The organism is Pseudoxanthomonas sp. X-1 (assembly GCF_020042665.1).
GTDB lineage: Bacteria > Pseudomonadota > Gammaproteobacteria > Xanthomonadales > Xanthomonadaceae > Pseudoxanthomonas_A > Pseudoxanthomonas_A spadix_A.
This window is the reverse complement of the sequence record NZ_CP083376.1, coordinates 973,611-995,516: the sequence shown is the minus strand read 5'-3', so window position 1 is coordinate 995,516 and position 21,906 is coordinate 973,611. Positions and strand designations below refer to the sequence as shown.

Annotated in this window: 20 protein-coding genes; 9 read left to right on the top strand and 11 right to left on the bottom strand. The window is 71.9% G+C overall.

The window, feature by feature from the left end:
* Positions 1-6: 6 nt before the first annotated feature.
* From mmsB to LAJ50_RS04440, 5 genes are read right to left on the bottom strand one after another with little or no spacing between them, the layout of a single operon-like run.
* On the bottom strand, positions 7-903 hold the full coding sequence (gene mmsB, locus LAJ50_RS04460; protein ID WP_138654902.1) for a 3-hydroxyisobutyrate dehydrogenase: 897 nt from the start codon (positions 901-903) through the stop codon (positions 7-9).
* A complete protein-coding gene (locus tag LAJ50_RS04455; RefSeq protein ID WP_138654904.1) occupies positions 900-2,078 on the bottom strand; it encodes an enoyl-CoA hydratase/isomerase family protein in 1,179 nt (392 codons plus the stop codon). Before LAJ50_RS04455 ends, mmsB begins: the two co-directional genes overlap by 4 nt.
* Positions 2,075-2,869 (bottom strand): enoyl-CoA hydratase, encoded by a 795-nt coding sequence (locus LAJ50_RS04450; RefSeq protein ID WP_138654906.1) that lies wholly within the window; start codon positions 2,867-2,869, stop codon positions 2,075-2,077. Before LAJ50_RS04450 ends, LAJ50_RS04455 begins: the two co-directional genes overlap by 4 nt.
* A complete protein-coding gene (locus tag LAJ50_RS04445) occupies positions 2,866-4,047 on the bottom strand; it encodes an acyl-CoA dehydrogenase family protein (RefSeq protein WP_138654908.1) in 1,182 nt (393 codons plus the stop codon). Before LAJ50_RS04445 ends, LAJ50_RS04450 begins: the two co-directional genes overlap by 4 nt.
* 22 nt (positions 4,048-4,069) lie before the next feature.
* On the bottom strand, positions 4,070-5,575 hold the full coding sequence (locus LAJ50_RS04440) for a CoA-acylating methylmalonate-semialdehyde dehydrogenase (protein ID WP_138654910.1): 1,506 nt from the start codon (positions 5,573-5,575) through the stop codon (positions 4,070-4,072).
* Positions 5,576-5,699: 124 nt separating this feature from the next.
* Between LAJ50_RS04440 and LAJ50_RS04435 the strand changes: the two genes are divergently transcribed.
* From LAJ50_RS04435 to LAJ50_RS04425, 3 genes are all read left to right on the top strand, one after another.
* On the top strand, positions 5,700-7,076 hold the full coding sequence (locus tag LAJ50_RS04435) for a short-chain fatty acyl-CoA regulator family protein (RefSeq protein ID WP_171044671.1): 1,377 nt from the start codon (positions 5,700-5,702) through the stop codon (positions 7,074-7,076).
* 142 nt (positions 7,077-7,218) lie between these two features.
* Entirely contained in the window at positions 7,219-8,433 is a 1,215-nt protein-coding gene (locus tag LAJ50_RS04430) for a serine hydrolase domain-containing protein (protein WP_171044672.1), read from the top strand.
* Between the two features lie 117 nt (positions 8,434-8,550).
* Positions 8,551-9,324 (top strand): glutaminyl-peptide cyclotransferase, encoded by a 774-nt coding sequence (locus LAJ50_RS04425; RefSeq protein WP_130550716.1) that lies wholly within the window; start codon positions 8,551-8,553, stop codon positions 9,322-9,324.
* On the opposite strand, the gene LAJ50_RS20215 is transcribed toward LAJ50_RS04425, so the two are convergent.
* Both LAJ50_RS20215 and LAJ50_RS20210 read right to left on the bottom strand, forming a co-directional pair.
* Complete coding sequence (locus LAJ50_RS20215) at positions 9,240-9,677, bottom strand: hypothetical protein (RefSeq protein WP_205961562.1); 438 nt, start codon at positions 9,675-9,677, stop codon at positions 9,240-9,242. The two genes, LAJ50_RS04425 and LAJ50_RS20215, sit on opposite strands and share 85 nt — an antisense overlap.
* Positions 9,674-10,786, bottom strand: coding sequence for a class I SAM-dependent methyltransferase (locus tag LAJ50_RS20210; protein ID WP_255613090.1), 1,113 nt, complete (start codon positions 10,784-10,786; stop codon positions 9,674-9,676). The genes LAJ50_RS20215 and LAJ50_RS20210 overlap by 4 nt, the downstream gene beginning before the upstream one ends.
* Before the next feature lie 302 nt (positions 10,787-11,088).
* On the opposite strand from LAJ50_RS20210, the gene LAJ50_RS04410 reads away from it, so the two are divergent.
* From LAJ50_RS04410 to LAJ50_RS04395, 4 genes are read left to right on the top strand one after another with little or no spacing between them, the layout of a single operon-like run.
* On the top strand, positions 11,089-11,853 hold the full coding sequence (locus LAJ50_RS04410; RefSeq protein ID WP_138654918.1) for a DUF3348 domain-containing protein: 765 nt from the start codon (positions 11,089-11,091) through the stop codon (positions 11,851-11,853).
* Positions 11,835-14,192: a DUF802 domain-containing protein gene (locus LAJ50_RS04405; protein WP_138654920.1), complete on the top strand. Its 2,358-nt coding sequence runs from the start codon at positions 11,835-11,837 to the stop codon at positions 14,190-14,192. Before LAJ50_RS04410 ends, LAJ50_RS04405 begins: the two co-directional genes overlap by 19 nt.
* On the top strand, positions 14,189-14,809 hold the full coding sequence (locus LAJ50_RS04400) for an OmpA family protein (protein ID WP_130550711.1): 621 nt from the start codon (positions 14,189-14,191) through the stop codon (positions 14,807-14,809). The genes LAJ50_RS04405 and LAJ50_RS04400 overlap by 4 nt, the downstream gene beginning before the upstream one ends.
* 1 nt (position 14,810) lies before the next feature.
* Positions 14,811-15,536, top strand: a complete 726-nt coding sequence (locus LAJ50_RS04395; RefSeq protein ID WP_224096470.1) for a DUF2894 domain-containing protein — start codon at positions 14,811-14,813, stop codon at positions 15,534-15,536.
* Between the two features lie 79 nt (positions 15,537-15,615).
* Here the strand turns inward: LAJ50_RS04395 and LAJ50_RS04390 are convergent, their stop codons facing one another.
* Together LAJ50_RS04390 and LAJ50_RS04385 are read right to left on the bottom strand one after the other, a co-directional pair.
* Entirely contained in the window at positions 15,616-16,395 is a 780-nt protein-coding gene (locus LAJ50_RS04390; RefSeq protein WP_138654922.1) for an SDR family oxidoreductase, read from the bottom strand.
* Positions 16,396-16,406: 11 nt separating this feature from the next.
* Positions 16,407-16,817, bottom strand: a complete 411-nt coding sequence (locus tag LAJ50_RS04385; protein ID WP_130550708.1) for a GNAT family N-acetyltransferase — start codon at positions 16,815-16,817, stop codon at positions 16,407-16,409.
* Positions 16,818-16,877: 60 nt separating this feature from the next.
* Here LAJ50_RS04385 and LAJ50_RS04380 point away from each other — a divergent pair, with 60 nt between their 5' ends.
* On the top strand, positions 16,878-17,099 hold the full coding sequence (locus LAJ50_RS04380) for a hypothetical protein (protein WP_130550707.1): 222 nt from the start codon (positions 16,878-16,880) through the stop codon (positions 17,097-17,099).
* Positions 17,100-17,213: 114 nt separating this feature from the next.
* On the opposite strand, the gene sppA is transcribed toward LAJ50_RS04380, so the two are convergent.
* A complete protein-coding gene (gene sppA / locus LAJ50_RS04375) occupies positions 17,214-19,124 on the bottom strand; it encodes a signal peptide peptidase SppA (RefSeq protein ID WP_138654924.1) in 1,911 nt (636 codons plus the stop codon).
* Positions 19,125-19,232: 108 nt separating this feature from the next.
* Positions 19,233-20,585, bottom strand: a complete 1,353-nt coding sequence (locus LAJ50_RS04370) for an MATE family efflux transporter (protein ID WP_138654926.1) — start codon at positions 20,583-20,585, stop codon at positions 19,233-19,235.
* A 105-nt stretch (positions 20,586-20,690) separates the two neighbouring features.
* Between LAJ50_RS04370 and LAJ50_RS04365 the strand changes: the two genes are divergently transcribed.
* Entirely contained in the window at positions 20,691-21,902 is a 1,212-nt protein-coding gene (locus tag LAJ50_RS04365; protein WP_138654928.1) for a DUF3667 domain-containing protein, read from the top strand.
* Positions 21,903-21,906 lie beyond the last annotated feature (4 nt).

The window sequence follows — 21,906 nt, the reverse complement described above, 5'->3', positions numbered from 1 at the left end:
GCGGCCTCAGCCTTGCGCCTTGTCGCTGAGCAGCTGCACCACGCTGGAGAAGTCCAGGCCGCCGCGGCCGGCCTGCTTGTTCATGGCGTAGAGGTTGCGCGCCAGTTCGCCCAGCGGGATGGTCGCGCCCACGCCCATGGCCGCTTCCACGGCCAGGCCCAGGTCCTTGAGCATCAGGTCGTTGCCGAAGCCGCCACTGTAGCCGCGAGAGGCCGGCGCGTTCTCCAGCACGCCCGGCCATGGGTTGCAGACCTCGGTGGCCCAGCTGCGCCCGGTGCTGACCGCCATCATCTGCGAGAGCACTTTGGGGTCCAGGCCGTGCGCGACGCCCAAGCCGATGGCCTCGCCGGTCACCGCCATGATCACGCCCAGGGCCATGTTGTTGCACAGCTTGGCGACCTGGCCGGCGCCGCTGGCGCCGACGTGGAAGATGTTCTTGCCCATCGCCTGCAGCACGGGGCGGGCGCGTTCGAGCACCTCCGCCTCGCCGCCGACGATGAAGGTCAGCGTGCCGGCCTGGGCGCCGGCGGTGCCGCCGGACACCGGCGCATCGAGCATCGCCAGGCCGCGCTTGGCCGCGGCCTGGGCGACCTTGCGCGCGCTGGCCGGGGCGATGGTGCTGCAGTCGATCACCAGCGCGCCGGCCGGGATCCGGTCGAGCAGGCCGCCTTCGCCCAGGTACAGGCCTTCGACGTGGCGGCTGGCCGGCAGCATCGAGATCACCACTTCGGCACCGTCCAGCGTGTCGATGGCCGAGGCGGCGGCGTGGGCACCGGCGGCCTTGGCCGCCTCCAGCGCCGCGGGCGCCAGGTCGAACACCGACAGCGTGTGCCCGGCCTTGACCAGGTTGGCGGCCATCGGCCCGCCCATGTTGCCCAGACCGATGAAGGCGATGCGGCTCATGCGTGACTCCCGTGGTGCGAAGAAGAATCCAGATCGGCCAGCGGATGCGCGTCGGCCGGCCAGGGCGAGATGAGGAAACCCTGTGCCCACTGCGCGTCGGCCTGGGCCAGCGCGGCCGGGTTCCAGCGCGGCTTGCGGTCCTTGTCGATCAGCAGCGCGCGGATGCCCTCGGCGAAGTCGCCGTGCGCGGCCACGTGCAGGGCGGCGATGCATTCCAGGCGGAAGGTGTCGGCCAGGCTCAGGTCGGCGGCGCGGCGCTGCAGTTCCCAGGCCAGGCGCGCCGAGCCCGGCGCACCGGCGGCCAGCGTGGCCTGCGCGGTCTGCAGCCACGGATCGTCGTCGCTGGACGCGGCGCCGATGGCGGCCACCACCTGTTCCAGCGAACCGGCGCCGACCAGCGCTTCGACCTGCTCGGCATGCGACTGCAGCGGCCCGGGCGGCGCTGGCATGGACATGCCGGCCAGCAGCTTGGTCAATGCGGCGCGATTGGCTTGAGGCGCCTCATCCCAGGGCTGCGCGACCAGCGCGTCGAGCAGCGCGGCGTGCCGGCCGCTGTCGATGCACACATCGGCCAGACCGGCGTAGATCGCATCGCCGGCGTTGAGCGGCGCGCCGGTCAGCGCCAGGAACAGGCCCGCCCCGCGCGGCACGCGCGCCAGCAGCCAGCTGCCGCCGACATCGGGGAACAGGCCGATGCCGATCTCCGGCATGGCCAGCCGCGAGCGCTCGGTGACCACGCGGTGGCTGGCGCCCGACATCAGGCCGATGCCGCCGCCCATCACGATGCCATGGCCCCAGCACAGCAGCGGCTTGGGATAGGTGTGAATGAAATAGTCCAGGCGGTATTCCTCTTCGAAGAACGCCGCCGCGTATGCGTTGGAGGTGATGTCTTCGCCGCCGCCGTCGCGGTACTCGCGCATGCTGCGGTACAGGCCGTGCAGGTCGCCGCCGGCGCAGAAGGCCTTCTCGCCCGCGCCCTGCAGCACCACGCAGGCGATGGCGGCCTCGTCGGCCCAGGCGCGCAGCTGCGCGTCCAGCAGGCGCGTCATCTCCAGCGACAGGCCGTTGAGCGTCTTGGGCGCGTTGAGCGTGGCGATGCCGATGCGCTTGCCGCCTGCGCCCTCGCGGGTCTCGAACAGCACCGGCGCCTCGACCACCGAATCGTGCGGGTTCATGCGTTGGTCCATTGCGGCGTGCGCTTGGCGAGGAACGCATTGACGCCCTCGGCCTGGTCGGCGGTATCGAACAGATCGACGAAGGCCTCGCGCTCGGCCACCAGCGCCGCAGCGAAGCTGCCGCTGCGCGTGGCCTGCACCAGTGCCTTGCACGCGGCCACGCTGGTCGGGCTCTGACGGCCCGCGCTGCGCGCCCAGTCCAGGGCACGTGCGCGGCCCTCACCCCGCGGCACCACCTCCTCGACCAGGCCGATGCGCAGCGCGGTGGCCGCATCGACACGCTCGCCGAGCAGGATCATGCGCTTGGCCCAGCCCTCCCCGACCAGCCGTGGCAGCGCCTGTGTGCCTCCCGCACACGGCAGCAGGCCGACGGCCGCTTCGGGAAGGGCGAGCTGCGCGTGCTCCTCGGCGATGCGCAGGTCGCAGGCCAGCGCGCACTCCAGCCCGCCGCCCATGGCATAGCCGTTGATCGCGGCGATGGACACGCCCCGGAACGCGGCCAGCGCCTCGAAGGCCTCGCCGAAGCGGCGCGCCGCCTCCCGCGCGGCCGCCTTGTCGCCGGAGGCGAACTGCTTCAGGTCCGCGCCGGCCGAGAAGAACTTCTCGCCCTCGCCGGTGATCACCAGCGCATAGATGTCGCGGTCGGCGTTGAGGGCGGCGACCAGGTCGCGCAGCGCGGCCAGGCTGTGCACGGTCCAGGTGTTGGCCGGCGGGTTGGCAAGGGTGACGAGGGCGACATGGCCGTCGGCCTCCACCTTGAGCCCGGTGTACTCGGTATCGCGCCAGCTCATCGCAGCGCCTCGTCGCTGGCCAGCAGGTGACGTGAGATGATCACGCGCATGATCTCGTTGGTGCCTTCCAGGATCTGGTGCACGCGGCAGTCGCGCAGCAGGCGCTCGACCGGGTACTCGCGGATGTAGCCATAGCCGCCGTGCAGCTGCAGCGCGTCGTTGCACACCGAGAAGCCGGCATCGGTGGCGAAGCGCTTGGCCATCGCGCACCACACGGTCTTGTCCGGCGCGTCGGCGTCGAGCTTGCGCGCGGCGGTGTGCACCATCTGGCGCGCGGCGACCAGCTCGGTGGCCATGTCGGCCAGCTTGAACTGCAGCGCCTGGAACTCGCCCAGCTTCTTGCCGAACTGGCTGCGTTCGCCCAGATAGCGGCGCGCCGCATCCAGCGCGCCCTGCGCCGCGCCCAGCGAGCACGCGGCGATGTTGATGCGCCCGCCGTCGAGCGCCTTCATCGCCAGGCGGAAGCCGTCGCCCTCCTGGCCCAGCAGGTTGGCGGCCGGCACGCGCACGCCCTGGAAGGTGATGCCGCGCGTGGGCTGGCTGTTCCAGCCCATCTTCTCTTCCTTGCGGCCGTAGCTGATGCCCTCCGCATCGGCGGGGACGACGAAGGCGCTGATGCCGCGCGCGCCGGGCTCGCCGGTGCGCGCCATCACCACCAGCACGTCGGTGGCGCCGGCGCCGGAGATGAAGGCCTTGGCGCCGTCGAGCACGTAGTGGTCGCCCTCGCGCACGGCGCGGGTCTTGAGCGAGGCCGCATCCGAGCCCGCGCCCGGTTCGGTCAGGCAGTAGGAAGCCAGCTTCTCGCCGGCGACCAGCGCCGGGCACCAGGCGTCGCGCACGGACGGCGTGGCGTTGCCGGCGATCAGCCAGGTGGCCATGTTGTGGATGGTGATGAAGGCGGCGGTCGAGGGATCGACGCTGGCCAGCTCCTCGAACACCACCGCCGCGTCCAGCCGCGACAGGCCCAGCCCGCCGACGGCCTCGGGCGAGTACAGCCCGCAGAAGCCCAGCTCGCCGGCCTTGGCGATGGCCTCGCGCGGGAAGATGCATTCGGCGTCCCAGCGCGCGGCGTGCGGGGCGAATTCCTTGTCGGCGAAGTCGCGCGCGGCCTCGCGGAAGGCCTGCTGCTCCTCGGTGAGCTCGGCCGCGTCGTGCGGGAGTTTCATCACTGCGTTCATGGCATCGCCCTTGTGCGAAGGCTCACTTGAGACTGATGGTGGTGTTGACGCCGTGGCTGAGCGTGTCGTCGTCGAACCAGCGCGCGGTCACCGTCTTGGTCTGGGTGTAGAACAGCACCACCTGCTTGCCGTACGGACCCAGGTCGCCGAGCTTGGAAGCGCGCGAGCCGGTGAAGGAGAACAGCGGCACCGGCACCGGGATCGGCACGTTGATGCCGACCTGGCCCACGTCGATGTCTTCCTGGAACCTGCGCGCGGCCGCGCCGGACTGGGTGAACACCGCGGTGCCGTTGCCGTTCGGGTTGGCGTTGACGAAGGCGATGGCCTCATCGAGCGTGTCGACCTCCACGATCACCAGCACCGGCCCGAAGATCTCCTCGTCGTAGATGCGCATGCCCGGCTTGACGCCGGAGAAGATGGTCGGGCCGACGAAGTTGCCCTGCTCGTGGCCCTCGACCCGCGGCTTGCGGCCGTCCAGTTCGAGCTTGGCGCCCTGGGCGATGCCCGATTCGATCAACGCCTCCACGCGCGAGCACGCGGCGGTGGAGATCAGCGGGCCGACGTCCACGCCGCTGGCGTCGCCCGGACCCACCTTCAGCGTCTTGGCCTTTTCGACCAGGTCGGGGATCCAGTCGCGCGCCGCGCCGACCACCACCATCGTCGAGGCGGCCATGCAGCGCTGGCCGGCGGCGCCGAACGCAGCGCCCGCCATCGCGTTGAGCGTCTGCTCCTTGTTGGCATCGGGCAGGACGACGGCATGGTTCTTCGCGCCCATCATGCACTGCACGCGCTTGCCGGCCAGCGAGGCGCGGTTGTAGACATGCGTGCCGACCCTGGTCGAGCCTACGAAGGACACCGCCTTGATGTCGGGGTGGTCGCAGATGGCGTTGACCACGTCCTCGCCGCCGTGGACGACGTTGAGCACGCCCTTGGGGATGCCCGCCTCCAGCGCCAGTTCGACCAGGCGCATGGTCACCATCGGGTCCTGCTCGGAGGGCTTGAGGATGAAGGTGTTGCCGGTGGCGATGGCCATCGGGAACATCCACAGCGGGATCATCGCCGGGAAGTTGAACGGGGTGATGCCGGCGCACACGCCCAGCGGCTGCATGAGCGTGTAGGTGTCCACGCCGTTGGCCACGTTGTTGGCCAGCTCGCCCAGCTGCAGGTTGCCGATGGCCGCCGCGTGTTCGACCACCTCCAGGCCGCGGAACACGTCGCCCTCGGCATCGGGCAGGGTCTTGCCCTGTTCGGCGGTGAGGATCGCCGCCAGCTCGCCCATGTGCTCGCGGATCAGCTGCTGGTACTTGAGGAAGATGCGGGCGCGGGTGCCGATGGGCGTCTTGCGCCAGGTCTTGAACGCCTCCTTGGCCGCGGCCACGGCGCGGTCCACCTCGTCCACGGTGGCGAAGGGCACCTGCCCCAGCACCTCCTGCGTGGCCGGGTTGACGATGTCCTTCCAGGTGGAGGTGCGCGATTCGACAAAGGCACCGTCGATCAGCAGAGACACGCGCGGCAGTTCAGCGTTCATGGGCGGCCCTTGGGGCGATGGCGAATGACGGGATTCGCATCTTTCGCAAGATCGGGGCCGATTTCAGCCGCAAATCTGCTTAATCCGGCCAACGGAATGCCGGATTTCTGCGAAGATTGCGAAGATGAGCCCCCATCGCCGCCTCGAACTCGGCCTGCGCCTGCAGCGCCTGCGCCAGCGCCACGGCCTGTCCCAGGCCCAGCTGGCCCAGGCGCTGGGCCTGTCGCCCAGCTACCTCAACCAGATCGAGCGCAATAAGCGACCGCTGACCCCGGCCGTGCAGCAGCGCCTGCGCCAGGTCCTGGAGGACACCGCCGGCCTGTTCGACGCCGACGATCCGGCCGCGCTGGTCGACCCGCTGCACGAGACCCTGGCCGCGCTGGACCGGCCCGGCGTGACCACGGCCGAGCTGCGCGCGCTGGCCGGCAACCTGCCGCAGGTCGCCCATGCGCTGCTGGACCTGCATCGCGAGCACCGCGCCCTGCGCGAGCGCGCCGCGGCCCTGGAACTGCAGGTCGGCGACCCGAGCGCCGGCGCGCCGGCGCTGCTGCCGCCGGGCGACCAGGTGCGCGACTATTTCAACCGCCTGCGCAACCACATCCCCGAGCTGGACACGCTGGCCGAGCGCCTGTTCGACGAGCTCGGCCTGGCGCCCGGCCACACCGGGCCGCGCCTGCGCCAGCGCCTGGCCGACCGCCACGGCGTGCTGGTCGAGGTGCACGGCGGCGGCCAGGCCAAGCGCCGCCTGGACACCGTCGCGCGCGTGCTGCACCTGCCCGACTACCTGCGCCCGGGGCAGCAGGCGTTCCAGATGGCCGCCGAACTGGTGCTGCTGGAACACCCGGGCCTGATCGCCGCGCTGACCGCGCGCGCCGGTTTCGACGACGCCGAGCGCGTGGCGCTGGCGCGCATCGGCCTGTCCAACTACTTCGCCGGCGCGCTGGTGATGCCCTACGGCGAATTCCTGCGCAGCGCCGAGCAGAGCCGCTACGACATCGAATGGCTGGCGCACCGCTTCGGCGTCGGCTTCGAGGCGGTGTGCCATCGCCTGTCCACGCTGCAGCGCGAGGGCGCGCTGGGCCTGCCGATCTTCTTCATGCGCGTGGACCGCGCCGGCAACGTGTCCAAGCGTCATTCGTCCACCGACTTCCACTTCTCCCAGGTCGGCGGCTCCTGCCCGCTGTGGATCGTGTACGAGGCCTTCAACCAGCCCGGGCGCGTGCTGACCCAGGTCACCCGCCTGCCCGACGGCCGCCGCCACTTCTGGCTCGCGCGGCAGGTCAGCACCGGCCCGGTCGGCTACAGCCAGCCGCGCAAGACCTTCGCCGTCACCGTGGGCTGCGACCTGCGCCACGCCGAGCGCCTGGTCTACGCGCGCGGCATCGACATCCGCCCCGAATCGGCCGTGCCCATCGGCCCGGGCTGCCGCACCTGCGAATGGAGCGACTGCCTGCAGCGCGCCTTCCCCGCGCTGCCGCAGCTGGGCGCGGTGGCGCGCTGAAGGTTGGCTGCCGGGCGCGCCGTGGTGGGACGGGCAGCGCACCGATGACCGGTCGGCCAGCATGCCCGCGCAAGTGACTTCCGGCAGACGCGGCGGCGATGCCGCGACTGAGACGCTGGACGTTCCAACAGGGAGGTTTCGCATGCACCTTCGTACGACGCTGCTCACGCTGCTGGCCATGTCGCTCGCTGGCGGCCCACTGGTTCTGGCCGAAGCGCGCGCCGCCGAGCCAAGCGCCGAACCTGCCGCTGCGGCGACCTCGATCGATGCGGCGATCGAGCAGCAGATGCGCGAGGGCGGGCTGGTCGGCGCGGGGGCCGCGGTCATCGTGGACGGCAAGGTGGCCTGGCGCGGCGCGTACGGGCTGGCCGACCGCGAGAGCGGACGTCCGTTCACCACCGCGACCGTCATGAACATCGCGTCCATCAGCAAGACCGTCGTGGGCGCGGCGATGATGCGCGCGCAGGAGGAAGGCAAGCTCAGCGTCGACACGGACATCGATGGCTACCTGCCGTTCCAGGTGCGCAACCCGCGCCACCCCGATACCCCGATCACGCTGCGCCAGATCGCCACGCACACCTCCAGCATCACCGATCGCTGGGACGTGTATGCCGCGAGCTACCACTTCGGCCGCAATGCGCCGCAGCCGCTGGGCGATTTCCTGCGCGGCTACTTCGTGCCGGGCGGCGCCGACTACAGTCCGGAGAACTACAACGCCTCCGCGCCCGGCGCCGAACGCGACTACTCCAACATCGGCGCCGGACTGGCCGGTTACATCATCGAGCGCACCACCGGCCAGCCGCTGGATCGCTATACCGAGGACCGCATCTTCCGCCCGCTCGGCATGGCCAGCACCCACTGGCGACTCGAGCCGAGCGATCTCAAACAGGGCGCCACGCTGTATCTGTCGCAGGACGGCATCGCCGTCGCGCTGCAGCCCTACACCGGCACGACCTGGCCCGATGGCGGCCTGCGCACCTCGGTCGACGACCTGTCCAAGTTCTTCATCGCCCTGCTTGACGGCGGCCAGGCCAACGGGGTGCGCATCCTGAAGGAGTCGTCGGTGGAGGACATGCTGCGCCTGCAGTTCACGGCCGCGCACAAGCCGGCCAACGTCGATATCGCCGAAAAGAACTCCGGCCTGTTCTGGCAGACCAAGTTCAACACCAAGTACGTCGGCCACGGCGGCAGCGATCCGGGCCTGAAGACCGAAATGCTGGCCACGCCCGACCTGCGGACGGGGATCGTGTTCTTCACCAACACGGCCGGGCCGGACACCGAGAAGGCGTATGTGGCCATCCTCAAGCTGCTGTTCGCCCAGGCCCAGGCGCTGAAGGGCCCGGATACGGCGCGGTAGCGACGCGCGCGCCTTGCGGCTGGCGCGCTCGGTCCGGGCGCGCTGAAAGCGCACGGCAACCGCCCACGCTGGGCTAAGCTGCGGCCTCGCTTCTCGACCGTCGCTCCGATGCAGCTCATGTCCGCCTCCACCCTGCGCCCGGCTTTCGTGCTGCTGCTGGCGCTCTTCATCCTGCCCGCCTGCGCGCGCGTGCCGGTCCAGGGCGTCAAGGCGGTCAAGACGTATCCGCATGACACGCAGGCCTTCACCGAGGGGCTGTTCTACCTGGATGGCGTGCTGTACGAGAGCACCGGCGAGCTGGGCCAGTCGGTGGTGCGCAAGGTGGAGCTGGCCACCGGCAAGGTGCTGCAGGAGGCGGCGCTGCCGCCGCAGTACTTCGGCGAGGGCATCGTCGCGCACGACGGCAAGCTGCTGCAGCTGACCTGGCGCAGCGGCGTGGGCGCGATCCGCGACCTGGCGACGTTCGACCTCATCGGCAGCTTCCGTTACCCCGGTGAGGGCTGGGCGCTGACACGTGACGACACGCATCTGTACATGAGCGACGGCACGCCGGTCATCCGCGTGCTCGATCCGGACACGCTGCAGCAGACCGGCAGCATCACCGTCACCGTGGATGGCACGCCCCTGCAGCGCGTCAACGAGCTGGAATGGATCAAGGGCGAGCTGTGGGCCAACGTCTGGATGACCGACCGCATCGCGCGCATCGACCCGGCCACCGGCGCGGTGGTGGGCTGGGTCGACCTCAAGGGCCTGTTCGATTACCGCAAGCTGGCCGACCCGAACGATGATGTGCCCAACGGCATCGCCTACGACGCGCAGGGCGACCGCATCTTCGTCACCGGCAAGCGCTGGCCCAAGCTGTTCGAGATCAAGCTGACCGGGCCGCGTTGAGCGCCCGAGACCCACAGACCATGCACACCGTCGACCTGTTTCCCCACACCTTCGCGGGCCTGCGCCTGCGCGCGCTGCGCCTGGACGATCTGGACGCCTTCCACGCCTACCGCCGCGATCCGGCCGTGGCCCGCTTCCAGGGCTGGCCGCCGATGGACCGGCCGGCGTGCGAGGCGTTCCTGCGCGAGCAGGCCGGACACGACGCGCTGGTGCCCGACGGCTGGCGGCAGCTGGCGATCGCGCGCGCGGCGGACGATGTGCTGATCGGCGACGTCGGTCTCTGGCTGTCGGCCGATGCCACGCAGATCGAGTTCGGCCTGAGCATCACGCCGGACGCGCAGGGACAGGGTCACGGCACGGCCTGTGTCCGCGGGCTGCTGGCGCGACTGGCCTGCATCCCGTCGCTGAGGGAGATCCAGGCCGCCAGCGATCTGCGCAACCTGCCCTGCCTGGCGCTGCTCCAGCGCGCGGGCATGACGCCCTCGCACCGGCGCGAAGACGAGTACAAGGGCGAATGGTGTGTGGAACAGGTCTTCGTGACGCGACTGGATCCGCATCGTCCCGCCCTGGCAGACCCCACACCTTCCGACTGAGCGGGACCGCAAGCCGGGCAAGCGAGGCGATTCGTGGGAGCCGCCCTTTGGGCCGGTCGCGGCGAGAGGCTTCCCCGGCGAAACCTGCCGCTGCCCTCACCGCATGGCGTCGCAAGGCGCGCCGGACGCACGGCGGGAACGCTCAGCCAGACACGCCCGGGAACGGGCTTGCGTCCCTCGACCAGGTGCGTCGGCACCCACGGACCGCCCCACCACATGCGCCAGCCCAGGCTGCGGCGCGAGGCCGTCACGCCGTGCGTGGAGAGCCTGGCGACGTACTCCCCGGTCTTGTTGATGTCGGCGATCAGCAGCACGCCGCCCGGGCGCAGCACGCGCCAGGCCTCGTCAATGGCCTGTGCGCGCCCCTCGCGCGTGGCGATGTTGTGGAGGGCCACGTTGGACACCACCGCATCGAAACTCGCGTCGGCGAACGGCAGGTGGCGCATGTCGGCCGTGTGCAGTTCGACGCGCGCGGCGACGCCCTCGGCCGCGGCATTGGCCATCGCCGCCGCCATGGCGTTGCCCGACTGGTCCTTGCTGCTCCAGATGTCCACGCCCACCGCGCGCCCTTGCGGCAGGTGGCGCGCGACCTCCAGCAGCACCATGCCGCGGCCGCAGCCCAGGTCCAGCACCCGCTCGTCGCCGCGCCACGGTTGCGCCGCGAGCAGGCGGCGCCAGGCGAGGAACTTGCCGCGCCGCGTGGTGTGCAGGTACAGGGCGGCCATGAGCACCAGGATGACCGCGCTCAGCCACCACTGCGGTGCCACGAACAGCGCGACGGCCGCGCAGGCCAAGGCGCCGGCCAGCATGCCGAGCGGGGCATAGGGCGCGTCGATGCCGTAGCGACCGGCGCGAAGCGATGCGGACATGGGTGTGTTCTCCGAAAGGACGCCGCCATCGTGCGCTTGCGCCGGCACCGCCTCCAGTGACAGCTGTCATCGCGTTGGCGTGCAGGCCCCGCGCGGGGCTCCGCCCGTCCGCCAGACGCGCCCTGTGCTCACTGGACGGGCCACTTGGCGCGTCCGGCACGACGTGGAAGGGCCGGTGCGGCGATGAAGCCTGTTCGGTGCGCCTCCCCCAGCGTGCCGGCACCCCGGAACGGCCCGTCCGGGCCGGCTGGGCCGCCCGTGTAAAATCGCCGTCTTTTTCAGTGCGCCCGGCGCGCCCGTCCATGGCCAAACCCCGACAACACGGGCCCGTCCCCGGCCCGGCCTTCGTGCGCCTGCTCGCGCGGCTGGGCCAGGTCGCCGTGCCGGCGGCCCCGCCCGCGCTGCCCGAGCGGCTGGCGCAGTGGGTGGACTGGAACCGCGCGGTCGCCCTGTCGCGGGCGCTGGACGGCGCGCCGTCGCCGGCCGCCGACGGCCCGGGCTTCGACGCCGCCGAAGCCGAGGCCTGCCACGCCCAGCGCGCGGCCCTGACCAGTGCGATCCGCGAGGACCGCGAGCTGGCCGCGGTCATCCAGCGGCGCCTGGACAAGGCGGCCGGCGAAGGCGCGAGCCTGGACCAGGCCGTGGACTTCGCCGTGTTCCGCCAGCGCTACCTGGCCCACCAGCGCGCCATGCTGTCCACCACCGGCCTGCTGCGCGGCCGCCTGCGCGACATGCTCGGCCACGGCCCGGCGGCGCTGGCGCGGCTGGCCGAGGTGGACGCGGTGATGGAATCGACCCTGAGCCCGCGCGAGCAGACCGTGCTGGCCGCCGGCCCGGCCCTGCTGGAACAGCACTTCCTGCGCCTGCGCCCGGCCGAGGCCGAACCTCCTCCGGCCACCGTCGACCCCACGGCCGATGCCGCGCCGATGCCTGCCTGGCTGCAGACCTTCGCCCAGGACATGCAGCGCGCGCTGCTGGCCGAGCTGGACCTGCGCTTCCAACCGATCGATGCGCTGCTCGCGGCGCTCACGCTCCCATTGATGCCTCCATGCCAAGAACCGTCCTGAACCTCATCGTCTTCCTCCTGGGCCTGCTCGCGGTGGGCTGGGTCGGCGCCGGCTACCTCGGCAACAACGCCCTGGGCGTGGCCGTGTCGCTGGTGATCGCCGCCTGCTACATCGCCGGCGCGATCGAGCTTTACCGCTACCGCCAGGCCACGCGCTCGCTGGAACTGGCCCTGCGCGAGGACCCCACCGCGGCCGCCGGCATCCCGGCATGGCTCGAACGCCTCGCCCCCGGCCTGCGCCAGCCCGTGCGCCTGCGCATCGAGGGCGCGCGCGTGGCCCTGCCCGCGCCGACGCTGACGCCGTACCTGACCGGCCTGCTGGTGCTGCTGGGCATGCTCGGCACGCTGCTGGGCATGATGGCCACGCTGCGCGGCACCGGCCTGGCGCTGGAGAGCGCGATCGACCTGCAGGCCATGCGCGGCTCGCTGGCCGCGCCGGTGAAGGGCCTGGGCTTCGCCTTCGGCACCTCGATCGCCGGCGTGGCGACCTCGGCGATGCTGGGCCTGCTCTCGGCGCTGTGCCGGCGCGAGCGCCTGGAAGCCGTGCAGCAGCTGGATGCGGCCATCGCCACCTCGCTGCACCCGCATTCGCGCGCGCATCGCCAGGAGGAAGCCTTCCGCCTGCAGCAGGCGCAGACCGCGCTGATGCCGCAGCTGATCGAGCAGCTCGGCGCGCTGATGCAGACCATCCAGACCCACAGCAGCAGCACCCACGCGCAGCTGGTCGAACGCCACGAGGTGCTGCACGCCCGCACCGAGGCCGCGCACGCGCAGCTGAGCGAGGTGCTCGCCCGCGCCCTGGCCGCCAGCGTCGCCGACAGCGCGCAGGCGGTGAACGCCGCGCTGCAGCCGGTGGTCGAACGCACCCTCACCGGACTGGCGCGCGACGCGCAGACGCTGCAGGCCAGCGTGCGCGACGCGGTGCAGCAGCAGCTGGACGCGCTGGACAGGGGCTTCGCCGGCGCCACCAGCGCCGCCCGCGACAGCTGGACCGCCGCGCTCGACACCCAGCGCCAGGCCCATGCCGCGCAGGTGCTCGCGCTGCAGCAGGCGCTGGACGGTGCCGGCCAGGCGCTGTCCACGCACGCCACGCGCACCGTCGATGCCATCGGCGCGCGCCTGGACGGCACCGCGCAGCAGCTCGACACGCAGTGGACCCAGGCCCTGGCCCAGCAGCGCGAGCTGCACGCGGCCCAGGCCGCGCAGCACGCGCAGGCGCTGGAGCAGGCCGGCAGTGCGTTCCAGGCCCACACCGCCGCGCTGCTGGACCACGCCCGCCAGGCGCAGGCGCAGCTGCACGACACGCTCACCGCCCAGGCCGAACGCGGCAGCGCGCAGCTCGAGGCGGCCAGTGCCGCATTCGCGCGCCACGGCGCCGAGACCGCGAGCGCCTTCGAGGCGCACGCCGGCGACCTGGCACGCAACGCCGACGACACCCGGCAGCAGCTGCGCGACGCGCTGGCGCAACAGGCCGAACAACACGCGCGCCAGCTGCGCGAGGCAGCCGCGGCCTTCGACCAGCACACCGCCACCGTGGCCGAGGCCCTGACCCGCTCGCACACCGCGCTGCAGGACGCGCTGGCCGCCCAGGACGGGCAGCGCCTGGCCGCCTGGTCCGAGGCGCTCGCCTCCACCCATCAGGCCCTGCGCGAGGAATGGCGGCAGGCCGGTGCCGAGACCGCGCAGCGCCAGCAGGCCATCTGCGACACTCTGGCGCAGACCGCCGAGGCGATCACCGGCCAGGCGCAGACGCATGCGCAGGAGACGATCGCCCAGATCACGCGCCTGGTCGATGCCGCCGCCGAGGCGCCGCGCGCGGCGGCCGAGGTCATCGCCGAACTGCGCCAGAAGCTCTCCGACTCCATGGTGCGCGACACCGAGCTGCTGGCCGAGCGCAACCAGCTGATGTCCACGCTGGATACGCTGCTGAACGCGGTCAACCACGCCTCCACCGAGCAGCGCGGCGCGATCGACGCCCTGGTCTCCACCTCGGCGCAGCTGCTGGAACGCGTCGGCACGCGCTTCACCGACCATGTCGAGGCGCAGACCGGCAAGCTGGAGCAGGCCGCCGCGCAGGTCGGCGCCAGCGCCACGGAAGTGGCCAGCCTGGGCGATGCCTTCGGCGCGGCGGTGGCGCAGTTCGGCCAGGCCAATGCGGAGCTGACCGAGCGCCTGCATGGCATCGAGCAGGCGCTGGACAAGTCGCTGGCGCGCAGCGATGAGCAGCTGGCCTACTACGTGGCCCAGGCGCGCGAAGTGATCGACCTGAGCCTGCTCTCGCAGCGCCAGATCATCGAGGACCTGCGCCAGCTGGGCGATGCCAGGAGCACGGCGGCGTGAGTGGCGAGATCGAGCTGGACGAAGGCGCCGGCACGCCGGTGTGGGCGGCGTTCGGCGATCTGATGTCGGTGCTGCTGGGCGCCTTCGTGCTGATTCTGGTCGGCGTGATCGCCGTGCAGCTGCAGCTGTCGAGCAAGCTGGACGAGGAGGCGCACCGGCGCCAGGCGCTGGAACAGGCGCTGGCCGGGCCCCTGGCCGCCGGCCGGGTCACCATCGTCGATGGCCGCATCGGCATCCGCGGCAACGTGCTGTTCGCGCTCAACTCCGACCAGCTGCAGCCGGAGGGACGCGAGGTGCTGCACAGCCTGGCCGCGCCGCTGCGCCAGTACCTGCACGCGCGCGACGAAGTGCTGATGGTCAGCGGCTTCACCGACGACCGCCCGATCCACGACGACAACCTGCACTACGCCGACAACTGGGAACTCTCCGCCCAGCGCGCGCTGACGGTGACGCGCACGCTGATCGCCGAGGGCGTGCCGGCTTCTTCCGTGTTCGCCGCGGCCTTCGGCTCTGAACAGCCGGTCGCCTCCAACGACGACGCCGAGGGCCGCGCGCGCAACCGCCGCGTGGAGATCGCGCCGATGCCGCGTCCGTCCAAGACCGCCGCGACGCCCTGACGTGCACGCGGTGCTGGGCCAACTGGAACGCTGGCGCGCGCAGGGCGCCGACCGCATCGATCCGGTGCGCTTCGCCCTGCTCGATGCGTTGGCCACGCGCACGCAGGCGCAGACCGGCGCGACCCGCGCCTTGCTGGAGGCGCGCCTGGACGCGCTGCTGGCCGAGTACCGCACGCGCATCGGGCAGGCCCGGGCGCGCAGGCGCAAGTCCGCCACACAGGCGGTGAGCGAGGCCGGCCCGCTGGCCGAACTGCTCGATGCCCTGAACGCCGGCGCGCAGCAGCGATTTGCCGCGCGTGATGAGGCCCACGCCGCGTCTCAGGTGGGAACACGGCCTGGCACCGCGCCCGATGCCGGCGCGGGCGCCGCGGCCGACGCGGCAACGATGCCACCTGCCGCGGCGCACTATCCGCAGCTGCCGGCGCTGGACGAGTTCCAGCGCCTGTGGGAGGAAGTGCGCACCGCGCGCCAGCTGCGCCAGTCGCTGGAGCCGGCGCCGGAAGACGCGGGCCCGCTCAACTCGCACCTGCTGGTCCACCGCGCACTGACGCTGATGCACGACATCGCGCCTGGCTATCTGCGGCACTTCCTCGGCTATGTCGATGCGCTGTCATGGATGGCCCAGCTGCAGGGCGGCGCCGACCCCGACGCCGACGCCCCCCGCCTCCCCAGCGGCGCCAGGCCCTCCAAACCCTCACGCAGCCGCGCCCGCAAAAAGCCCGCCTGACACCTAGCGCGTCTGCCCCTCCCTTTCGCGTAGCGAAGGGGAGCTGATCGCTGCGAGCGGAGGGATTCGCGCGTGCTGGCTAGAAGCCGCTGCAGCCGAAGCCGCCGTCGACCTCCAGGCAGACGCCGGTGATGTAGGCCGCCGTCGGCAGGCACAGGAAGGCGATCGCGCCGGCCACCTCCTCCGCTTCGCCCAGGCGCCGCAGCGGGGTGCGCGCCAGCACCCGCTCGTGCTGTGCCGGCGAGGTCAGGCGCGCGGCGGTGCGTGGCGTGCGGATGGCCCAGGGCGCGACCGCGTTGACGCGGATGCCGTCCTGCGCCCATTCCACCGCCAGGCTGCGCGTCATCTGGTGCAGCGCGGCCTTGGCCATGCCCTCGACCGTGGCGCCGCGCACCGCGCGCAGGCCGCTGGCCGCGCCCACGTTGACGATGCTGCTGGCCGGGTGCCGCGCCAGCAGCGGCTGCGCGTAGCGGCACAGTTCGAAGGCGGAGAACAGCCCGGTCTCGAACACCGCCCGCCAGGTCGCTTCGTCCAGGTCCAGCAGGCTGCCGTTGGCCCCCGCGCCGACGGTGTTGACCAGGATGTGCAGGCCCTCACCCTGGTCCTCGACCCAGTCCAGCAGCGCGCGCCGCTCCTCGTCGTCGGCCACGTCCGCGGCGAAGCCCTCGATCATCCGCTCCGGATGGGCATCGGTGAGTTCGTCGCGCGCCGCCTCCAGCGCATCGGCGTCGCGCGCGACCAGCAGCACGTCGGCACCGAGCGCGAGCAGCTCGGCGGCGGCGGCCAGGCCGATCCCGGCGCTGGCGCCGGTCACCAGGGCCAGCTGTCCGTCCAGGCGCCAGCGTTGTGGGTGCGACATCGCGTTCTCCTTCAGCGCACCAGCGCCATGCCGATCGAGGCCGGCGCGGTCGCGGCGAACCCATACTGCGCATACAGCCGATGCGCCTGACCGTCGGCGATCAGGCTGACGTAGGCACTGGCCGGCACCCGGTCGCGCAGGTACGCGCTGATCGCGTCCATGATGCGCTTGCCCAGGCCCTGGCCCTGATGCGCCGGCAGCACCGCGATGTCGACCACCTGGTAGAAGCAGCCGCCGTCGCCGATCACGCGCCCCATGCCCACCGGCACGCCGTCATGCAGCACCTGCACGGCGAAGCAGGAGTTGGGCAGTCCGCGCGCCGCGGCGTCGGCGGTCTTCGCGCTCAGGCCCGCGCCGACGCGCAGCGCGCGGTAGACCTCGACGCCGGGGATGGCTTCGATCAGCGTGTATCCGGATGGCATGGGCGGCTCGGCGGGGGCATCGGCGTAGGATAGCCATGCATCCATCGCGAGGCAGCCGCCATGGCCGCATCACCGCTCCATCGTGTCCTGTTCGCCGCGTGCCTGGGCACGCTGGCCGCCTGCAGCCCACCGGCCGCACCGCAACCGGACAAACCGCCGGCGCCGCGCAGCGCCGCCGCGCAGGCACTGCACCGGCCGCTGGACCGTGCCAAGGCGGTCGAAGGCCAGCTGCAGCAGGCCCAGGACGCCCAGGCCAGGCAGATCGAAGCGGCGACGCAATAGCGGCCGGACGGTCCCCAGCGCCGCGCATCGTCCTGGCGCCAACACAAAGGCGGGCCGAGGCCCGCCTTCGCGCTCACCCGCACCGCGCCGGTCGAACCCGACCGGCCGGAGGCCTCAAAGCCCGCAGAAGCAGTACGCCAGCTCGCTGACCGGCTTGCCGCCGGGCTTGCGCTCCATCGCGTCCTGCACGAACTTCAGCTGCTCGGCGGTGTGCGGCATCGCCTTGAGCAGCAGGCTCTGGGCGAAGTCCGAACGCCCCACCAGCGCCTGGCCCATCGGGCTGCCCGCGGCGTTGGCCAGGAACTGCTCGAACGGCGACAGCTCCTTCTCCACGTACTGCACGCGATACTTGTCGGCCGCGCCCAGCTTGGCGCGCGCGGCGGCGTCGGCGATGGCGTCCTTCAGCCCGCCCATCTGGTCCACCAGGCCGCGCTCCATGGCCTGCTGGCCGGTCCACACGCGGCCGCGGGCGATCTGGTCGATCTGCTCCACGCTCTTGTGGCGCGCGGCGGCCACGCGGCCGGTGAAGTCGGCGTAGCCCTTGTTGATGATCGACTGGATCATCTGGCTCACCTGCGGATCCATCGGCTTGGTCACGTCGAACGCGCCGGCCAGCGGCGTGGTGCCCACACCGTCGGTGTGCACGCCGATCTTGCCCAGCGCGCGCGCGAAGTTGGGCACCAGGCCGAAGATGCCGATCGAGCCGCTGATGGTCGAGGGATCGGCGTAGATGCGATCGGCGTTCATGCTGATCCAGTAGCCGCCCGAGGCGGCCAGGTCGCCCATCGACACCACCACCGGCTTGCCGGCGGCCTGCAGCGCGACCACCTCGCGACGGATCTGCTCGGAAGGGAACACCTCGCCGCCGGGCGAATCCACGCGCATCACCACGGCCTTGACCTTGTCGTCCTCGCGCGCGGCGCGCAGCAGGGCCGAGGTGCTCTCCCCGCCGATGCGGCCGGCCGGCTGGTCGCCGGAGCTGATCTCGCCGGCGGCCACCACCACGGCCACCTGCGGGCGCTCGTCCAGCGCGGCCGGCTTGACCGGCAGCTGGGCCAGGTACTGCTCGAGCGTGACATGACGGAAGCCCAGGCCGGACTTGTCGGCATCGTCCTCCTCGGCCACGCCGCGCTCGATCAGCACCTGCTGCACGTCCTGCCAGGTCTTCAGGCCGTCGACCAGCTTCTGCTGCAGGGCGACCTTGGCCAGATCGCCGCCGGTGGCGGCCACTTCGGCGGGGATGTTGGCCACGCCGGCGCCGAGCGCCTCGGGGGTGAGCTTGCGCGCCTTGGCGACGTCGCCCAGGTAGCGGCCCCAGACGTCGTTCATCCAGAACAGGTCGGCTTCCTTGGCCTCGGGCGAGGCGGCGTCGAGGATGTAGGGCTCGGCGGCGGACTTGTACTCGCCCACGCGGAACAGGTGCACGTCCACGCCCAGCTTGTCCTGCAGGCCCTCGCGGTAGTACTGGCGATAGCGGCCCAGGCCGGTCATCTCCACGCTGCCCATCGGATCCAGGTAGACCTCGTTGGCCTGCGCGGCCAGCAGGTACTGGCCCTGGCTCATGTTCTCGCTGAAGGCCACGATCTGCTTGCCCGAGGCGCGCAGGTCGGCCAGCGCCGCGGCGACCTCGCGCAGCGAGGCGTAGCCGCTGGCCCGCAGCTTGTCGAAGTCGACGAACACCCGCTCGATCCTGCCGTCGGACTTGGCCGTCTCCAGCGCGCGCAGCAGGTCGCGCAACTGGACCTCGCCACCGGCCTGGCCGAAGGCCTTGGACAGCGCGCGGCTGGCCGGATCGGAGGAGTACTGCTCCACCAGCGCCGCGTCGGGCGCGATCACCAGCGTGGTGCGGTCCTGCAGCGGCTTGGGGCCGCCGCCCTTGGCCAGCGCCACGATCACCAGCACCGCGATCAGCAACAGCAGGCCGAAGAAGACCAGGTTGAAGATCAGCCGGCGGGTGAAATTCATCACGTCCCACAGGCCGATGAAGAACCGGCTGATCGGATCGCGGCGGACGGGCTGGTTCATGGGCGCGGGAGGCTCGTTCGGGAACTGTGCGGCAGCTTAGCCGCACCCGCGGGGCTTCGGCATGCCCCACACGTCACGGCGGGGCCGTTCAGCGAGCGGGCCTGACGCTCATGTCAGCCGCGCGGTGCTGCGGCGCAGGCGCAGGGCCATCATCACCGCCGCGGCGGCCAGGCCGATGGTGAGGCCGATCCACATCCCGCGCGGGCCGTAGCCCAGCCCCAGGCCCAGCGTCGCCCCGGCCGGCATGCCGATGCCCCAGTAGGCCAGGGCCGCCAGCAGCATCGGCACGCGCGTGTCCTTCAGCCCGCGCAGCGCGCCGGCCGACATCACCTGGATGCCGTCGGGGAACTGGAAGATCGCCGCCAGCACCAGCAGGCTGCCGGCCAGCGCGGCCACGGCCAGATCGTCGGTGTAGATGCCCACGATCTGGTTGTGGAACAGCGCCAGCACCAGCGCCGAACAGGTCTGCGTGCCCAGCACGATGGCGTAGCCGGCGCGCACCGCGCGACGCACGCCGTGCGCATCGCGCCGGCCCAGCGCATGGCCCACGCGCACCGTGGTGGCCTCGGCCAGCGCCATCGGCACCATGAAGCAGATCGCCGAGAGGTTGATCGCGATCTGGTGCGCCGCCGCCGGCACCGCGCCCAGCCGCGCGATCAGCAGCGCGGTGCTGATGAACAGCCCGCCCTCCATCAGCACGGTCACCCCGATCGGCAGCCCGGTGCGCAGCAGCGGCGAGATCTGCGACCAGCGCGGCGGCTCGAAACGCGCGAACAGCGCCAGCGGTGCGAAGCGCTTCGCGCGCGCTAGATAGGCGAGGAACAGCAGCGCCTGCGCCCACATCATCACCGCCGAGGCGATGCCCAGTCCGCCGGCGCCCAGCGCCGGAAAGCCCCAGGCGCCGAACGCCAGCCCATAGCCCAGCGGCGCCAGCAGGAACAGTCCGCCGAAGCCCAGCACCATCGTCGGCAGCGTCCAGTGCATGCCCTCGCTGAGGTTGCGCATGCACAGGTAGGCCGCCATCGCCGGCATGCCCCAGCGGATGCCGTGCAGGAAGTCGCGCGCGCCGGGAACGATCTCCGGCGCGATGCCCATCGGCGCCAGCGCGCGCGGGATCAGGCTGAGGAAGACGAACATCGCCAGCCCCAGCCCCGCCGCCAGCCACAGCGCCTGGCGGAACAACGGACCGATGCGGTCGTGCTCGCCGGCGCCGTCGTGGTGCGACACCGACGCGGCCAGCGCCACCAGCGTGCCGATCGGCACCATCAGCGGCAGCCACATCAGCGCGGTGCCGGTGGTGACGGCGGCCAGGGTGGCGGTGCCGTGGTGACCGGCGATGACATTGTCGACAAAGCCGACCAGGCCGGCCGAGACATGGCCGATGACCAGCGGCAGCGCCAGGCGGCCGGTGCTGCGCATCTCGTGCGCAAGGCCCGGCGCGGGCAAGGAAGGGGCGGACATGGAAACACGCACAGCGGCTGCGATCGCGCGCGGGATGGGCGCTGGCATCGGGCCAGGAAGGGCCGCTATCTTACCGGCCGACCTGGGGAAAGGGGCGCCGCTTCGATGACCACACAGCCCGGCGGACACGCCTCCGCCGCATGCGACAACTGCGCCACGCCGCTGGCGGGCCATTACTGCCACGCGTGCGGCCAGCCGGCGCACAACCCGCTGCGCAGCTTCGCCCATGCGGTGGAGGAAGTCTTCGAATCGTTCTGGCACCTGGACGGTCGCATCGGGCGCACGCTGCGCGACCTGCTCTTCCCCGGACGCCTGCCGGCGCGCTTCCTGCGCGGGCATCGCGCGCCCTATGTGCCGCCGCTGCGCCTGTTCGTCGTGCTGAGCGTGCTGACCTTCTTCGTGGCCCAGTACGCAGTGCATGTGGACAGCGACAAGGGCGTCGGCGGCCTGCTGCGTGGCGTGCAGGGCGGCGCCTGGGACCGGCCCGAGCTGATCGCCGATCCGGACCAGTTCGGCGCGCAGACCACGGTCGCGGCGGTGGAGGCCAGCCGCGAGGAGAAGCTCGCCGCCCTGCGCGAGGCCAGGACCCAGGTCGCCGCCGACTCCCTCGCCGCCCGGGCCATGGCGATGGGCGAGCGCAAGCTGCGCGCCGATGCGCAGGCGCGCCTGCATCAGCTCGATCCGACCCAGCCGGCCACGCTCGCCGCGGAGACGGACACAGGCGCGGGAGAGCCCGCCGAGCGCGCCCGCGCGCCCGAGGCGCCCAGGCCGGCCGGCCAAGCCAGCCAGGCCACGAACGAGCAGATCCACATCGACGCCCTGCCCGGCTTCGCCAACCGCTGGCTCAATGCCAAGGTGGCGCGCGCCAGGCTCAATCTGCAGCGCTACAGCGAAGACCCGGGCGAGTTCGTGCACGTCTTCATCGCCGCGATCCCCAGCGCGCTGTTCGTGCTGGTGCCGGCCTTCGCGCTGCTGCTGAAGCTGTGCTACCTGGGCAGCGGGCGCGGCTATCTGGAGCACCTGGTGGTCGGCCTCTACAGCCATGCCTTCCTGGTGCTCGCGCTGCTGGCGATGTTCGTGCTGATGCTGATCGGCGATGCGCTGCCCGCCCGCGCCGCCTGGCTGGCGCAGGGCCTCGGCATCCTGCGCGTGCTGCTGGCGCTGTGGCTGCCGGTCTATCTGTGGCTGACCCAGCGCCGGGTCTATGGCGAGTCGTGGTGGCTGACCACGCTCAAGTACGGCGTGATCGGCGTCCTGTACTTCTTCCTGGTCGGCCTGTTCTCGCTGGTGCCGGTGCTCTCCAGCATCACCCACTAGGGCG

Coding starts and splice junctions, on each gene's coding strand:
- mmsB (WP_138654902.1), bottom strand. CDS start 903: ATGAGCCGCATCGCCTTCATCGGTCTGGGCAACATGGGCGGGCCGATG.
- LAJ50_RS04455 (WP_138654904.1), bottom strand. CDS start 2,078: ATGAACCCGCACGATTCGGTGGTCGAGGCGCCGGTGCTGTTCGAGACC.
- LAJ50_RS04450 (WP_138654906.1), bottom strand. CDS start 2,869: ATGAGCTGGCGCGATACCGAGTACACCGGGCTCAAGGTGGAGGCCGAC.
- LAJ50_RS04445 (WP_138654908.1), bottom strand. CDS start 4,047: ATGAACGCAGTGATGAAACTCCCGCACGACGCGGCCGAGCTCACCGAG.
- LAJ50_RS04440 (WP_138654910.1), bottom strand. CDS start 5,575: ATGAACGCTGAACTGCCGCGCGTGTCTCTGCTGATCGACGGTGCCTTT.
- LAJ50_RS04435 (WP_171044671.1), top strand. CDS start 5,700: ATGAGCCCCCATCGCCGCCTCGAACTCGGCCTGCGCCTGCAGCGCCTG.
- LAJ50_RS04430 (WP_171044672.1), top strand. CDS start 7,219: ATGCACCTTCGTACGACGCTGCTCACGCTGCTGGCCATGTCGCTCGCT.
- LAJ50_RS04425 (WP_130550716.1), top strand. CDS start 8,551: ATGTCCGCCTCCACCCTGCGCCCGGCTTTCGTGCTGCTGCTGGCGCTC.
- LAJ50_RS20210 (WP_255613090.1), bottom strand. CDS start 10,786: ATGTCCGCATCGCTTCGCGCCGGTCGCTACGGCATCGACGCGCCCTAT.
- LAJ50_RS04410 (WP_138654918.1), top strand. CDS start 11,089: ATGGCCAAACCCCGACAACACGGGCCCGTCCCCGGCCCGGCCTTCGTG.
- LAJ50_RS04405 (WP_138654920.1), top strand. CDS start 11,835: ATGCCAAGAACCGTCCTGAACCTCATCGTCTTCCTCCTGGGCCTGCTC.
- LAJ50_RS04390 (WP_138654922.1), bottom strand. CDS start 16,395: ATGTCGCACCCACAACGCTGGCGCCTGGACGGACAGCTGGCCCTGGTG.
- LAJ50_RS04385 (WP_130550708.1), bottom strand. CDS start 16,817: ATGCCATCCGGATACACGCTGATCGAAGCCATCCCCGGCGTCGAGGTC.
- LAJ50_RS04380 (WP_130550707.1), top strand. CDS start 16,878: ATGGCCGCATCACCGCTCCATCGTGTCCTGTTCGCCGCGTGCCTGGGC.
- sppA (WP_138654924.1), bottom strand. CDS start 19,124: ATGAACCAGCCCGTCCGCCGCGATCCGATCAGCCGGTTCTTCATCGGC.
- LAJ50_RS04370 (WP_138654926.1), bottom strand. CDS start 20,585: ATGTCCGCCCCTTCCTTGCCCGCGCCGGGCCTTGCGCACGAGATGCGC.
- LAJ50_RS04365 (WP_138654928.1), top strand. CDS start 20,691: ATGACCACACAGCCCGGCGGACACGCCTCCGCCGCATGCGACAACTGC.